This is a genomic window from Thomasclavelia ramosa DSM 1402 (assembly GCF_014131695.1).
In the GTDB taxonomy this organism is placed as follows: Bacteria; Bacillota_I; Bacilli_A; order Erysipelotrichales; family Coprobacillaceae; genus Thomasclavelia; species Thomasclavelia ramosa.
This window is the reverse complement of the sequence record NZ_CP036346.1, coordinates 1,089,224-1,102,753: the sequence shown is the minus strand read 5'-3', so window position 1 is coordinate 1,102,753 and position 13,530 is coordinate 1,089,224. Positions and strand designations below refer to the sequence as shown.

General features: G+C 31.4%; 15 protein-coding genes and 1 other RNA gene. 5 read left to right on the top strand and 11 right to left on the bottom strand.

The window, feature by feature from the left end; translation table 11 throughout:
• Positions 1 to 4: 4 nt before the first annotated feature.
• Together EYR00_RS05255 and rnpB are read right to left on the bottom strand one after the other, a co-directional pair.
• On the bottom strand, positions 5 to 559 hold the full coding sequence (locus tag EYR00_RS05255) for a TetR/AcrR family transcriptional regulator C-terminal domain-containing protein (RefSeq protein WP_008792721.1): 555 nt from the start codon (positions 557 to 559) through the stop codon (positions 5 to 7).
• An 87-nt stretch (positions 560 to 646) separates the two neighbouring features.
• An RNA gene (rnpB, locus tag EYR00_RS05250) (RNase P RNA component class B) lies at positions 647 to 966 on the bottom strand.
• Between the two features lie 536 nt (positions 967 to 1,502).
• On the opposite strand from rnpB, the gene EYR00_RS05245 reads away from it, so the two are divergent.
• Positions 1,503 to 1,940, top strand: coding sequence for a MarR family winged helix-turn-helix transcriptional regulator (locus EYR00_RS05245; protein WP_003534415.1), 438 nt, complete (start codon positions 1,503 to 1,505; stop codon positions 1,938 to 1,940).
• Positions 1,940 to 3,007, top strand: a complete 1,068-nt coding sequence (locus EYR00_RS05240; protein WP_003534416.1) for an FUSC family protein — start codon at positions 1,940 to 1,942, stop codon at positions 3,005 to 3,007. The genes EYR00_RS05245 and EYR00_RS05240 overlap by 1 nt, the downstream gene beginning before the upstream one ends.
• 119 nt (positions 3,008 to 3,126) lie before the next feature.
• Here EYR00_RS05240 and EYR00_RS05235 read toward each other — a convergent pair whose 3' ends face one another.
• From EYR00_RS05235 to EYR00_RS05225, 3 genes are all read right to left on the bottom strand, one after another.
• Positions 3,127 to 3,447 carry a hypothetical protein gene (locus EYR00_RS05235; protein ID WP_003534417.1) on the bottom strand — a complete coding sequence of 107 codons (321 nt, stop codon included), beginning with the start codon at positions 3,445 to 3,447 and terminating at the stop codon, positions 3,127 to 3,129.
• Positions 3,448 to 3,458: 11 nt separating this feature from the next.
• Positions 3,459 to 3,866: a helix-turn-helix domain-containing protein gene (locus tag EYR00_RS05230; RefSeq protein WP_003534418.1), complete on the bottom strand. Its 408-nt coding sequence runs from the start codon at positions 3,864 to 3,866 to the stop codon at positions 3,459 to 3,461.
• Between the two features lie 142 nt (positions 3,867 to 4,008).
• Positions 4,009 to 4,329 carry a DivIVA domain-containing protein gene (locus EYR00_RS05225; RefSeq protein WP_003534419.1) on the bottom strand — a complete coding sequence of 107 codons (321 nt, stop codon included), beginning with the start codon at positions 4,327 to 4,329 and terminating at the stop codon, positions 4,009 to 4,011.
• A gap of 205 nt (positions 4,330 to 4,534) precedes the next feature.
• Here EYR00_RS05225 and recU point away from each other — a divergent pair, with 205 nt between their 5' ends.
• On the top strand, positions 4,535 to 5,134 hold the full coding sequence (gene recU, locus EYR00_RS05220) for a Holliday junction resolvase RecU (RefSeq protein ID WP_003534420.1): 600 nt from the start codon (positions 4,535 to 4,537) through the stop codon (positions 5,132 to 5,134).
• The gene (locus tag EYR00_RS05215) at positions 5,124 to 7,784 is read left to right on the top strand and encodes a transglycosylase domain-containing protein (protein ID WP_008792724.1); all 2,661 of its coding nucleotides are present in this window, start codon (positions 5,124 to 5,126) and stop codon (positions 7,782 to 7,784) included. Before recU ends, EYR00_RS05215 begins: the two co-directional genes overlap by 11 nt.
• A gap of 62 nt (positions 7,785 to 7,846) precedes the next feature.
• On the opposite strand, the gene nth is transcribed toward EYR00_RS05215, so the two are convergent.
• The 6 genes from nth to spoIVA form a co-directional block, all read right to left on the bottom strand.
• Complete coding sequence (gene nth / locus EYR00_RS05210) at positions 7,847 to 8,488, bottom strand: endonuclease III (protein WP_020994200.1); 642 nt, start codon at positions 8,486 to 8,488, stop codon at positions 7,847 to 7,849.
• On the bottom strand, positions 8,481 to 9,080 hold the full coding sequence (locus EYR00_RS05205) for a DnaD domain-containing protein (RefSeq protein WP_008792726.1): 600 nt from the start codon (positions 9,078 to 9,080) through the stop codon (positions 8,481 to 8,483). Before EYR00_RS05205 ends, nth begins: the two co-directional genes overlap by 8 nt.
• Before the next feature lie 4 nt (positions 9,081 to 9,084).
• Positions 9,085 to 9,573, bottom strand: a complete 489-nt coding sequence (locus tag EYR00_RS05200) for a hypothetical protein (RefSeq protein ID WP_008792727.1) — start codon at positions 9,571 to 9,573, stop codon at positions 9,085 to 9,087.
• A 79-nt stretch (positions 9,574 to 9,652) separates the two neighbouring features.
• On the bottom strand, positions 9,653 to 10,360 hold the full coding sequence (locus tag EYR00_RS05195) for a zinc metallopeptidase (RefSeq protein WP_008792744.1): 708 nt from the start codon (positions 10,358 to 10,360) through the stop codon (positions 9,653 to 9,655).
• A 73-nt stretch (positions 10,361 to 10,433) separates the two neighbouring features.
• Positions 10,434 to 10,706, bottom strand: coding sequence for an HU family DNA-binding protein (locus EYR00_RS05190; RefSeq protein ID WP_008792745.1), 273 nt, complete (start codon positions 10,704 to 10,706; stop codon positions 10,434 to 10,436).
• Between the two features lie 64 nt (positions 10,707 to 10,770).
• Positions 10,771 to 12,246, bottom strand: a complete 1,476-nt coding sequence (gene spoIVA / locus EYR00_RS05185; RefSeq protein WP_003534431.1) for a stage IV sporulation protein A — start codon at positions 12,244 to 12,246, stop codon at positions 10,771 to 10,773.
• A gap of 97 nt (positions 12,247 to 12,343) precedes the next feature.
• Between spoIVA and EYR00_RS05180 the strand changes: the two genes are divergently transcribed.
• Positions 12,344 to 13,210, top strand: coding sequence for an AraC family transcriptional regulator (locus tag EYR00_RS05180; protein ID WP_003534433.1), 867 nt, complete (start codon positions 12,344 to 12,346; stop codon positions 13,208 to 13,210).
• Positions 13,211 to 13,530 lie beyond the last annotated feature (320 nt).

Genomic DNA, 13,530 nt, shown 5'->3' with positions numbered 1-13,530 from the left:
CTCCTTACTTTTTTATATTTAAAATAAATGGCTCTAACCGTTGCGGTAATGCTTCAATCAATAATTTTACAATATCATCTATACTAATCGGCATATCACTCAATACCCATTCAACGGTCATATCAATCGATCCTTTGCAATACATCTTTAACAAAAAATCAATATCAGCAGTAACTGATTGCCCCAAATTCTTCTCAATGATGTTTTTATAAAACTCATATATACAATTAAAATCATAATTAACCAGATTATTATAATCATTAGATTTAAATGCTTCTTTAAAAAAGGAATGTTCGCTTTTAATAAAAGCAAACTTTAATTGTAAAGCCTCTTGTAAAGAACACCCATCGCCCATTTGACGAAATGACTTTAAAACCAGCTTTTCGAAGTACCAGTTAACCAAGTCATATTTATCTTTAAAGTAGCGATAAAATGTCTGACGCGTCATCCCGCTGCGTGTAACAATATCAGTTACTGCAATTTTATCCAAGGGATGAACCTTAATTAAACCTTTAATTGCTTGAGCAAATACATATCTTGTTTTATCATGTTTATTCATATTCATACCTCTTTAATAATTATAAACGAGGATAAAAAAATAGACAAATAAAAAAGCTGAAAATATTCAGCTAAATAACGACTCGTTTTGTAAGCCAAGTTCTGTTTTTCAAACGATTATTTATCTATGCACATGCATCCGCCTTCGCGTTCATTTCCGTTTAGACGATTCCCCTACCAAATTTGGGTTTCTTCCTTGCAGAGTTTACCTCTTTTCAGCTAATCTTTCGATTAGAATAGTCTCTGTGGCACTTTACGGCTTATCAACCATACTTACGCTTAGGTCTTAGGCCCGTCGTTAGCTCACGCTACTGTGACTTATTGATTCGTCACATACAAACACTACAAGCATCGCAGCTTGTGGAAGCCTGGACTTTCCTCTACTTTTGTAGCAATCGTTTTCTACGAGTCTATTATATTTTACTTATTTCGAAATAGAAAACAAGTATTATTTTTCAAACAGTCGTGATAAAACAAATTTATCAATTACTTTTGCAATAGCCTTCCTTATTAGATGCTTTAGTTATATAATCATATTCCACTTTAATCCTTGCTACACTATTTTCAACTTCATTTCTTTCACTTTATCAACACCACGATGATTAAATTCAATATAACGATTTTACCTAAATTACTTACACCAAGATTTTTATCAAAAACCTCTGTTACTTCCATCCTATCAGCTATTCGATTCAATATCATCTTGCTAAAAGTTGCAAATTAATCAGAACTATTATTCTAATAGTTACTCAAAGCGCTTTATTCAGTGATTTCCAAACTTCCAGTTCCTATCCAAATATTTTCCATCCCTACCATGCAATCGCACCTCAAGAATGTTGTATACACCTAAAATAAAAAAATTGTTATTTTTTAAATTGACGTTATTGACAATTCTTTTTTTATGAATAATATATAGTTAATAAAGTTAACTAAGAGGTGGAATTATGAAAGAACCAGAATGGATAAAAATGATAAATTACTCACAAGAAATTCGTTTGTTTTCGCATTTATTAAATCGCCGAGGTAAGCCAAAAAATGTTCTTACTAAAGACGAACTAGATTTATTATCAATACTAATTATCGATGATGAAATAATTACCCCTATTATTATCAGCAAACGAATGGGTGTATCAAAACCATTAGTAAGCCGTCTTATTGAGCAATTAAATAAAAAAGAACTGTTACTTAAAAGTCCACACCCATTTGATAAACGTAGTTATTGTTTAAAAATAACTGCACAAGGAAGAAAACATCTTGATGATATATATACTTATTATTTAGAACCCATCTATCAATTAAAAAAGAAATTACCATCTGATGATTTTACACAATTAATCAACTTAATAAAAAAATCTAATATAACCTTAAAAGGAGGACAATAATGACTATTTATCAAGCAATGCAATTAAATGTTAAAAACTTAAAAGCTGCAATTAGTGATACACCTACAAAAAAAGATAAACATCGTTATATTGCAGCAATGATCCTAAGAAATATTTTCTGCTTAGCCTTTTGTATTATCTTTATCACTTTTTTTACAACACTTTTTGGAAATGAAAATAGTTCAGTAGGAATAATCGGTCTGTTGGCAGTATTATCTCTTCGCTTTACTGATTTAGATTTTAATATTAAACAAAGTACATTAGCCCTAATTGCCAGTTTTGTAATATGTGCTATTGCTCCGCATTTAGCCAATATAGTCCCATTGGGCTTTGGGTTATTAATAAATTTTAGCGCTTTACTACTAATCTTAATACTTACAAGTCATCAAGTTAGTTACGCTAACCATTTTACCTTTATTCTTGGTTATATTCTCTTATGGGGAAACGATGTCAGCGAAAACAGTTATACTCTGCGGATTATTGCCATGATGGTTGCAGCCATCTTTACAGCACTTGTCTATTATCATTGTCACTATCAACAAACGATGAAACTTAACTTCAAAGACATTCTTAAAGATTTTTTTAGTCCTAGCAAGCGAACATTTTGGTATCTAAAAATCAGCAGTGCGATTGCCTTGGTTATTTTTCTTGGAGAAATGCTTAATTTTTCAAGAACTATGTGGATTGCATTTGCATGTATGTCAATAATCAACATCGATCATGAACAAATTATCTATAAATTTAAACATCGTGCTCTTTTTGTTGTTGTTGGCAGTATAATTTTTGGGATACTATTTACAATAGTTCCTAAAGAATATTTAGGGTTAGCAGGGATTTTAGGAGGAATCATGGTAGGTTTTAGCGGCAGTTATCATTGGCAGACCGTTTTCAACTGTTTTGGCGCCTTAGCAATCACCATTGATTTATTTGGATTTTTAAATGCAATCATCATTAGAATCGTTGCCAATATCGCCGGTAGTATTTTCAGCTTTGTTTATCACCACCTTTTTGAAAAGATTATTCAATTATTAATAAATGAGAATCTAATGTTTGATAATAATTTATAATAGAATATCTAATTAAAAGTGCTCTTAGAGTTTAAACAACTAAACTTTAAGAGTATTTTTATAACAAAAAAAGAGGCTTTCCTCTAATTTTCCTTTAGAAGTCACCCCCAGATATATTTTTATCCTATCAATACCTTATTAATAATCAGTCCAATTGCCCCACTGACAATAAAAATCAAACCGACCCCAACCTTCTTTTTTCGTGAATTCATTACTTCTCTATCTTGATTTGATAATGTCGATGGATATTTATGGCGACCAATTAAATACAAAATCAGCCCGCTAGAATTTTGTCCTCCAATCGCTATAAATCCTAAAAATTTAGGGTGTTTTAACCCTCGACTTCGAGCATCAAGCTCTGCTATCTTAAAAACTTGATAAGCTGTATTTACGGCTCCAGGCAGAACAATAAAAACTAATATTATCTCATACCATTTCATTTTCTTTTCTCCTAAAATTTTTTTATTACCTGATAAAATAAAGCAGCAATACTACACATAGCAATCACCAGGACACTTGCCAGTAAATATTTATTATTTGAAATTATAGTATTAAAAATAACTAAGCCAAAAAATAAAATAATATTAATTATAGCAACACAAATTAATTTTTTATTACTACTAACAATATTGGTACTTTCATTCAAATGTTCAATCATCTTATCATCACCTTTCAATAGTTCATCCAAACTAATTTGATATAGATCACTTAATTTAATAATACTAATAATATCTGGATAAGTTTTAGCATTTTCCCAATTTGAAATTGTCTGTCTTGATACTTGCAACTCATCAGCTACATGCTCTTGAGTTAGCTCAACTTTTATACGAGCTGTTTTAATTTTCTTTGCAATTTCCATTAATCCTTCCTCCTGATTGCATCATCACATTTATCCCCTTAATTGTCTATCAAAAACTTTTGACATCGATATTTTTACTGTCAAAACCCTTTTACATCATAATAAAAGACACTTTATTGCTTATAAAGTGTCTTATTAACAATTATCTATTCTGATTAAATACGACTTTTTCTAATAACGATAATCTTTTTAAAATATCAACGTTTGTAGAAAGATTTTCTTCCATCGCATGGATATTATCATCTTGAAGAGCCTTTTCTCTTTCAAGTTTAGCAATCTTGATCTTTTGTTCGCTTAAACGCGCTTCCAGTTGATCAATCTTATCATACGAAGCATTTAACATAGCTGCAAAAGCTTCATAATCATTTACAACCATATCTAAAAAATGATCTACTTCTTCAGCATTATATCCTTTAAAATCTACTTTGAATTCTTTAGCTATTATCTTTTTAGGGCTTAACATTACTTTCTTTTCCAAGTTTATCAACTCCTTATCTCTACTTTATATTGAAACAAAAATTGTCTTAAATGCAAGCGATTAATCGATTATTAACATAATGTTAGTGATTTTACTTAAATTGACAATGTTTTGGAAACTCATAAGATACTATGATATTTTAAGACAGATATGGTATAATACCTTCGTAAAGTAATAAAAAGGAGCAAGCATGGTTAATTATCCAAATATGAAAAAAACAACTGTTCATCAAACAAAGCTAATTGATGGAAAGTTAAATACTCGTCATCGGGGAATGAATTTAGAAGAAGATTTAAATTTGACTAATAAATATTATTTAGCTAGAAAAATCGCAAATATTCATAAAAAACCTACCCCGATTCAGATTGTTAAAGTAGATTATCCTAAAAGGTCTGCAGCTAGAATTGTTGAAGCATATTTTAAGACTCCTTCAACCACCGACTATAATGGGATATATAAAGGTAAATATCTGGATTTTGAAGCAAAAGAAACTAAAAAACAGAATTTTCCTTTTACGAATATTAGTGTTCATCAAATCGAACATTTAAAAAGCGTGATTGAACACCAGGGAATTGCTTTTGTAATTATTGCTTTTACCCATCTAAATGAGGTATACTTAGTTAATGCATCATATGTAATTGATGCATACTATCAACCTGATCAAAAATCTATCTCTTATCAAACGGTTAAAGAAAAGGGACATTTAATTGAACAGGGATTTAATCCCCGCTTAGATTATTTAAAGATAATTGATCAGTATTATTTAGGAGGTCACGAAAATGACAGATAGCCCTACAAGAAAAAGAAAAACAAAGAAAAAATTAAATTGGAAAAAAGTCGCTACATCTCTAGTAGTTGTAATTTTAATAGTCTGTTTAGGCATGGGTTGCTTCTTTGCCTGGTCAGTATACAAAGAAACCGATGATTTCTCAGCTAAAAAATTACTTTCTGGGGAAGCGAGTAAGATGTATGATATTAATGGTGAATTAATGTATACATTTGGTAGTGACACAAATGGTAAACGTGAAAACGTTACTTATGAGGATTTACCACAAGTATTGATTGATGCCGTTGTTGCCGCAGAGGATTCTCGTTTCTTTGAACATAACGGTTTTGATTTACCACGTATTGCTAAAACAATGATCACTAACTTAGCTCATTTAAGTATTCGTGGGGGAGGATCAACAATTACTCAACAGGTAATTAAAAAATCTTACTTTCCAAAAGAAGAACAAACTTATACGCGTAAACTAAGTGAAATCATTCTTGCAATTCAGGCAACTAAAGAAATTAGTAAAGAAGAAATAATTACTTTATATTTAAATAAAATTTATTTTGGCCGCAGCACTAGCTCAATCGGAATTGCTGCAGCTAGTAAATACTATTTTAACAAAGATGTCTCACAACTTACGCTTCCAGAAGCCGCTCTATTAGCAGGAACATTGAATTCGCCAAGTGCATATGATCCATATTATAATTTAGAAAAAGCGACTCAACGTCGAGCAACAGTTTTAAATTTAATGGTTGATCATGGGTACATCACTCAGGAAGAATGTGATTTAGCAAAACAAGTAAAAGTCGAAAATACTTTATCACAAGGTATTACTTCTTCTGACGATGCTTTAGCTGCTTATGTAGATATCGTCACTAAAGAAGTTAAAGAAAAAACTGGCTTGGACCCTGCAGAAACTCAAATGAATATCTATACATATTGCAATCAAGAAGTACAAAAAATGGCTACAGCAATGGCTAATGGTGAAACTTATAAATATAGCGATGAAGATATGCAAATGGGTGGTAGTGTTCAATCTACTCAAGATGGTCGGATCATCGCCGTTATCGGTGGACATAACTACAAATCCGGTGATTTAAATAAAGCTACCGTAAAACAACAGCCTGGTTCATCAATGAAACCACTATTAGACTATGGTCTTGCCTACAAATATCTAAATTGGAGTACTGTTAATACTGTTAAAGACGAGCCATTGACTCTAGGCGGTAAAACAATTAAAAACTGGGATGGTCAGTACCATGGTTCAATGAGTATTTCTGATGCCCTGCTTAATTCATGGAATATCCCAGCCATTACAACTTTCCAAGAAGTAAAAAAAGCAGCTGGCAGCGATGCGATTATTAAAGACATGGAATCTGTTGGTATCGATATGTCTGACCAAGATAAAGAATTAAGTGATACTTATGCAATCGGTGGCTGGAAAACCGGTGTAAGTCCAGTTGAATTAGCTGGTGCATATGCAACGATTGCAAATAATGGTAATTATATCGAATCTCATACAATCAACTATGTTGAAGTTGTCGAAACAAATAAAACCGTCAAAATTGATGAAGAATTGCAAAAAAATGTTACTCAAAGCATTGGTGAAGACGTATCTTTCATGATTCGTGAAACAATGTTAAGCTATTCAAGCAGTACTACAGGAAGTTATTCATCACTAAGCGGACTTGATAACGTTGGCGCTAAGACAGGAACGTCTAACTGGGACAGTACTAGTCCATATGTTAAAGCAGGTAAGAGCCGAGATTTATGGATGACTGCTTACACCCCTGACTATACATGTTCAGTATGGATGGGATTTGATACAACAGGTATCAAAAAAGGTAAGAATACTTCTGACTATAAAGCTTATCCAGCTAAAGTAGTCGCTGAATTACTAAAATACTTACAAAAAAATACAACCGACAAAAAATCATATCCTGAGCAACCATCTGGTGTTGAACAAATTCAAGTTGTTGCGGGAACATATGATAGTCCGACTGCTAATACACCTGCTAGTCAAATCTTAACAGGATGGGCTAAAACAGGATATGGTCCAACTACAGCAGCTAAAGACCCTGAAATTAATACTTTATCAGCATTCGAGGCTTCTATTAATGGTAATGGTAAAATAGATGTTAGCTTTACCGCCTATGAACCTGCAAATCCTGACATTGTCTATGTTGTTGAAGTCTATGATGAATCAAATAATCTTTTATATAGTACTAAATTGACTACAAATAGTGGTACGATTGATTATGCCCCAACCGGTAAAGTAAAGGTTGTTGGATATTATGCATATTCAAGCGGTAGTCCAACATCTAATAAAATCGAAAAAACAATTGGTTCAAGTGCTAAATTAGATAAAGTAAATTATTCAATTACTTCCGGTGGTTCTTCTGTTACTAATGGTTCGACCACAGCAACCAGTTCAGTTGCAATTAAAGTAAACGCTCAAAGCAGTAGTAATACGATTACGATTCAATTTATGAATTCTTCAGGAGGAACAATTGGTTCACCTAGTACCTTTACAGGTAGTGCAACTAAAGAATTCGCATTAACACCAGGTGCTCAATATACCGTTAAAATCACTGAAAGTGATGGTACTAATACAGTTAGTGCTTCAATCAGTTTTACTGTTGGTGGTAATTCAAACCCTGGAGAATAATAATAAAAATATCAGCTTTTAATAAAGCTGATATTTTTTATTAAAAAGACATCCTCAGGCGCCTATAAGTATTTATTTTTAATCGGATCCTTACACATATCAAACAGTTTACATTCTGTACAACTAGGGTTAGTTGCTTTACAAAAGTATCTTCCAAAGAAAATAAATTGATGATGGGATTTATTCCATCTATTTCTTGGTATAGAACGACATAGTTTCTTTTCAACAGTTAAAACATTGTCATCTCTTTTAGCAAAGCCTAATCGTTTAGAAATCCTTTCAACATGCGTATCAACTGCAAAGGCTGGTATATCAAATGCTACAGAACGCACAACATTTGCTGTTTTACGACCTACCCCCGGTAGACTCTCTAATTGTTTTTGATCACTTGGTACAATACCATCAAACTGCTCAATTAAAACATGTGATAATGCTAGTAAGTTTTTAGCTTTGTTTCGATAAAGTCCAATGGTTTTAATATCCTGCTCTAATTCCGGTAAACTAGCTTGACTTACTGCTTCAACAGTCGGATATTTTTTGAATAAATTTTCTGTCAACTGATTAACTTTTTTATCTGTTGTTTGTGCTGATAACATTACTGCAACCAATAATTGAAAATCACTTTCATGATTAAGTTCACAATAAGCATCTGGAAACAATTCATCAAAATATTCTAATACTCGGTTAGTTTTTTCTTTATTCATTTTCCCACCATTTATATTCACTAATTGGAACTTTTCGCTGTGGTTGTTCACTTTCAACATAGCGTTGTTTAATACCATTTTTAGCCCAATTATTCAATATCCCTTCTACATATCTAAAATTAAGAACTTGGCTCTTCACTGCCTCTTTTAAGGCTTTAACAATCATTTCATCACTATAATCGCTTTCTTTCCAATCTTTAATAATATTTAATTCAATTGGTGATAAAGGTCGTCCAAATTGTTCTTCAAAAATAGTAACAATATTAAGACTCTCCTCCTCTTGTTTAGCACTCGCTGATTCATGATCTTGTAATAGTTTATCTTCAAGATGATTCAAACTAATTGAACCAGCTCGGTTATAAATAAGTTTTTTATTTAATAAACTTTGTAGCACCTTATTAAGATCATGACTTGTCAACATCGAATAATTTTGAATCATCTGTGGCGTTACTGTCTTGATCCCTGCTTCCATTAAAGTATAAATAAGCAGCAAAATATGACATTCATTACCGTCAATCTTTAATTCCTTTGCGCTTAACACCAGTAGTCGTTCAATATTAATGCATTTACTTTCAACTAAACTCTTTAACATCATTCTATCCATTATCAATTCGATATGCCTTTACGAATTCCCCATTATCAATTCCATAAAAAGCATAAACCAGTGAATCCTTTCCTTGATACATTAAACAATAGACAAAGATTTCATTTTCATAACCAACTGAAACTTCACTTGGCTCCTGTTTATATTTTTCTTTAAATGCGTTAATACATACTTGTTGATCCACTACATCACCACTATAAGATTTAATTAATTTATATTTTTCATCAAAAACTGCATATTGTTGTTTTTTGCCCTTGGTTGCACGAATAATATAGTAACTTTTATCACTATTATAGCGGTCAAAATACTTAACATTACTATAATTATTCTCTTTAACAATAACATTTTCAATACTTGTAATCTCATTTTTATGTTTTGAATAGGGAACATGAACCCAAAGCATATAAAAACTAACAACTATTAAAACTAAAACTAAAAAAACAATTAATATATTAAAACGATTTTTTCGTAAAAATTTCAAAATAACACCAACTTTCCTCGCTTAATTATTATACTATCAATTATCATAATATAAAAGAAAAAATCTCTAAAAGAGATTTTTAATCACGATCATTACCTATAACGATCAATACAATTCTTAATAATGACAGTACCGTCGACAACATCGCTGCCACATAAGTAAACGCCGCTGCTGATAACATTGATTTAGCCCCACTATATTCATCGGTAGTGAGATAGTTAGCTTTTAAGATTCTTAATGCTCTTGAAGAAGCATCAAATTCTACTGGCAAAGTAACAATTTGAAATAACAAGATTCCTCCCATTAAAAATACTCCGATCCAAGCAACACTTGTATTTCCCATGATCAAACCAATAAATACAGCAATCCATCCCAAATATTGTCCAACATTGCATAATGGCAAGATAGCATTTCTAAATACGAGCGGCTTATAACCAACTAAATGCTGGATTGCATGCCCACATTCATGACTAGCTACCGCAAGTGCCGCAATCGATGTTCCATCATGAATTTCACGTGACAAATTGATTGTCTTATTTCGAGGGTTGTAATGATCAGATAATTTTCCATTAACAACATGAATTTGAATATCACTCAATCCATTTCGATCTAAAATTTCTCGTGCAACCATCGCTCCGGTTATACCTCGGCTATTGGGGATTCTTTCATAGCGTTTATATGCACTATTAACTTTTATTTGACCATATATCATAATTAATGATCCAATAATAACTAATAAATACCCAAACATATAATAGCTATTCATTGGAAAATAATAAAATGGCATATATATCAACTCCTTTACACTCTATTATACACTATATTATTAACTTATTATTAATAAAATAAAAATGCAATGATTAATTCATTGCATCTTTCAAACGATTACTAGGTTTGAATGTAACTGTCTTGCTTGCAGGAATGACCATTTCTTCTTGAGTTTTTGGTGAAATTCCTTTGCGAGCTTTACGATCATTTACTTTAAATGTTCCAAATCCAGAGATTAAAACTTTATCTCCTTCAACAACACTACGCGTAATTGTATTAAAAACTGTGTCTACTAAAATTTCGGCATCTTTTTTAGTTAAGTTTCTTTCTTTAGATACTGTTTCGACTAACTCTTTCTTGTTCATAACAACCTCCATAATTCTAATACTTCGAAAGTATAACATTAAAAAGTACCGATTTCAAGCACTTTTATAGCACAATTGCAATTACATTACTTTTGCCCTTATTAACAATTTTTGACAAAATATCATGCAGTCTTAAACTGGCATTTTCAGGGATTGCATTTAGCTTAATATACATACCTTCTTCAATCAAATCACCAAGTTTACGACCAAATACATCACAATCAAAAATCGCTTGTTTATCATTTCCACTAGAATTCAAATATTCAATAAATGCTTCTGCTTGTTCCCTCGATCCAATAATTGGTTCAAAAGTACTTTCAATATCAACTTTGATCATATAAGTAGTTCCTGCTTTAGAAACAAGTTTCATCCCATAACGAGGTCCTTGTTTAATAATTTCTGGATCACTCAACTCAATTTCATCTAACTTTGGAATTGCATAACCATATCCTGTCTGCTTTACCATTCTAATAGCATTTGAAAAACCTTCATATTCTTTTTTTATATCTACTAGTTCTTGAATAAAGGTTAAGAAAGTTGCCTGATCAAATCCTTTATCGCCAATTATTTCTTCTAATATTTCATTATATAGCCCTTCACGTTCTTCAATTTTTAAAGTAGCACTTGAAGTAGTTGTATCTATTCCTGTTAAGTAAGCTTTATCAACAAAATCATATTCGCTGATCGTATCACCAATCCGTTCTACATCTTTAAACTTTTTAATTGATTGTAATGATTCTTTTAATGATGTATCTAATGTTTGTTTTAACCAATGACTATTTGACATCATTGCTAACCATTTAGGTACCTCGATACGTACTTCACTGATTTTAAATTCATATAATGCATCTTTTAATAATGAAACAATTTGTGGTTCTTCCATATTTGTAACATCCATAGATAGAACTGGAACATCATATTTAGCGGTTAAACGTTCATACTCTTTTTTACAAGCAGGACTGTTGACATCTTTAGTATTAATTATAATAATAAACGGCTTATCAATGTCTAATAGTTCTTCAACAATACTATCAGTCGCTTCATTATAATTAGCTCCTGGAATATCACAAATACTACCATCACTAGTTATAACGATTCCAATTGTTGAATGATCTTGTATAACTTTTTTCGTTCCGACTTTGGCTGCTTGATCAAATGGAATTGATTCTAAATACCAAGGCGTTTTAACATAGCGTATTCCTTGATCATCTTGATATCCTTTTGCTCCTTCAATAACATAACCAACACAATCAACTAGTCGGACATTAACTTTAAAATTCTCATCCATTAACATTTCTACTGCTTGATTAGGAATAAATTTAGGTTCTACAGTCATAATCATTTTACCTTTACCAGACTGTGGCAATTCGTCAATGGCACGCAGTTTTGCATCTTTATCTTCGATATATGGAATGACCGCCATTTCCATAAAACGTTTGATAAATGAAGATTTCCCACTTCGAACCGGTCCAACCACCCCTAAATATATGTCCCCATCGCACCTTTTTGCGATATCATGTAAGATATTTTTCGTTTCCATTGTAAACTCCTCTCTTCGTATTATTTATATGAAATATGCCTATATTTAGAACACATCTAATTATTAATTTGGTATAATTGATAAAGGAGGTATTTCCATGTACTCATATTTAGAATTAGAGAATAAATCTTTTGAAGATTTTTACTTGAAATTTTGCGGGATGCAAGAATGTAAACCTAATTATTCATATGGTCCAGCTGTTCGTCCAAATTATCTATTACATTACTGTCTCTCCGGTCAAGGTGAATATCACGTTAACAACCAAGTATATCAGATTAAAGCAGGTGATGCTTTTTTAATAATGCCAAACGTTGTCACTTATTATCAAGCCGACCAACATGAACCTTGGACATATTTATGGATCAGCTTTGATGGTTCTAAAACTCGTCAATATTTAAAACGATGTAATTTAGATGAACATAATCTTGTAGTTCATTGTGATTATATCAATGAATTGAGAGAAACAACGATTGCTATTCTTGCACACAATAAACTAAGCTATAGTAACGAGTTATTTATTCAAGGACAACTGTATACCTTTTTTAGTTTTTTAGCCAAAAGTGCTAATATTACTTATAATGATAATGTAGCCCCTAACTACAATCCATATGTTGATAAAGCAATTGAATATATTCAAAATAATTACCAGGAAATGGTAACAGTCAACGAGATTGCTGATTACCTTTCTCTCAACCGCAGTTATCTAACAACATTATTTAAAAAGCATCTTCATTTATCACCACAAGAATTTTTATTAAAGTATCGAATGATGCGCGCCGAAGATCTTCTTACTAATACTGATCTTACAATTAATCAAATTGCCTTCTCTTGCGGATATTCTAACCAATTATCTTTTTCAAAAGCATTTAGTAATTCACATCAAATGGCACCACGTGATTATCGTAAACAATTTAAATTAGTTGATAATTCAAGAATGAATGATCCTCATGAACGCAAAGAATAGATTATTAGATCAATCTATTCTTTTTATTAATTATTATTGCTTTTATTCATGTAAGTAATTGCAATTATAATATATTAATAATGATTACTATTACCCATTTAAAAGAATTAGAAAAGTTAAGTAGTATTTGCGAATTTGTTTATACTAGATCTTTCCACCTGAATTTTGTCCAATTTACAAAATGACAAGTTTAAAATTGTTAGAAGCCAATAATGTGAAAACGAGAGCAAAAGGAAATATTCACCGATACACTAAAGATTACCTTCATTTATACGTTTGTCCTACCAGAGCAAGTGATACACAAGATGATCAAATTAAGG

Coding starts and splice junctions, on each gene's coding strand:
- EYR00_RS05255 (WP_008792721.1), bottom strand. CDS start 559: ATGAATAAACATGATAAAACAAGATATGTATTTGCTCAAGCAATTAAA.
- EYR00_RS05245 (WP_003534415.1), top strand. CDS start 1,503: ATGAAAGAACCAGAATGGATAAAAATGATAAATTACTCACAAGAAATT.
- EYR00_RS05240 (WP_003534416.1), top strand. CDS start 1,940: ATGACTATTTATCAAGCAATGCAATTAAATGTTAAAAACTTAAAAGCT.
- EYR00_RS05235 (WP_003534417.1), bottom strand. CDS start 3,447: ATGAAATGGTATGAGATAATATTAGTTTTTATTGTTCTGCCTGGAGCC.
- EYR00_RS05230 (WP_003534418.1), bottom strand. CDS start 3,866: ATGGAAATTGCAAAGAAAATTAAAACAGCTCGTATAAAAGTTGAGCTA.
- EYR00_RS05225 (WP_003534419.1), bottom strand. CDS start 4,329: ATGTTAAGCCCTAAAAAGATAATAGCTAAAGAATTCAAAGTAGATTTT.
- recU (WP_003534420.1), top strand. CDS start 4,535: ATGGTTAATTATCCAAATATGAAAAAAACAACTGTTCATCAAACAAAG.
- EYR00_RS05215 (WP_008792724.1), top strand. CDS start 5,124: ATGACAGATAGCCCTACAAGAAAAAGAAAAACAAAGAAAAAATTAAAT.
- nth (WP_020994200.1), bottom strand. CDS start 8,488: ATGAATAAAGAAAAAACTAACCGAGTATTAGAATATTTTGATGAATTG.
- EYR00_RS05205 (WP_008792726.1), bottom strand. CDS start 9,080: ATGTTAAAGAGTTTAGTTGAAAGTAAATGCATTAATATTGAACGACTA.
- EYR00_RS05195 (WP_008792744.1), bottom strand. CDS start 10,360: ATGCCATTTTATTATTTTCCAATGAATAGCTATTATATGTTTGGGTAT.
- EYR00_RS05190 (WP_008792745.1), bottom strand. CDS start 10,706: ATGAACAAGAAAGAGTTAGTCGAAACAGTATCTAAAGAAAGAAACTTA.
- spoIVA (WP_003534431.1), bottom strand. CDS start 12,246: ATGGAAACGAAAAATATCTTACATGATATCGCAAAAAGGTGCGATGGG.
- EYR00_RS05180 (WP_003534433.1), top strand. CDS start 12,344: ATGTACTCATATTTAGAATTAGAGAATAAATCTTTTGAAGATTTTTAC.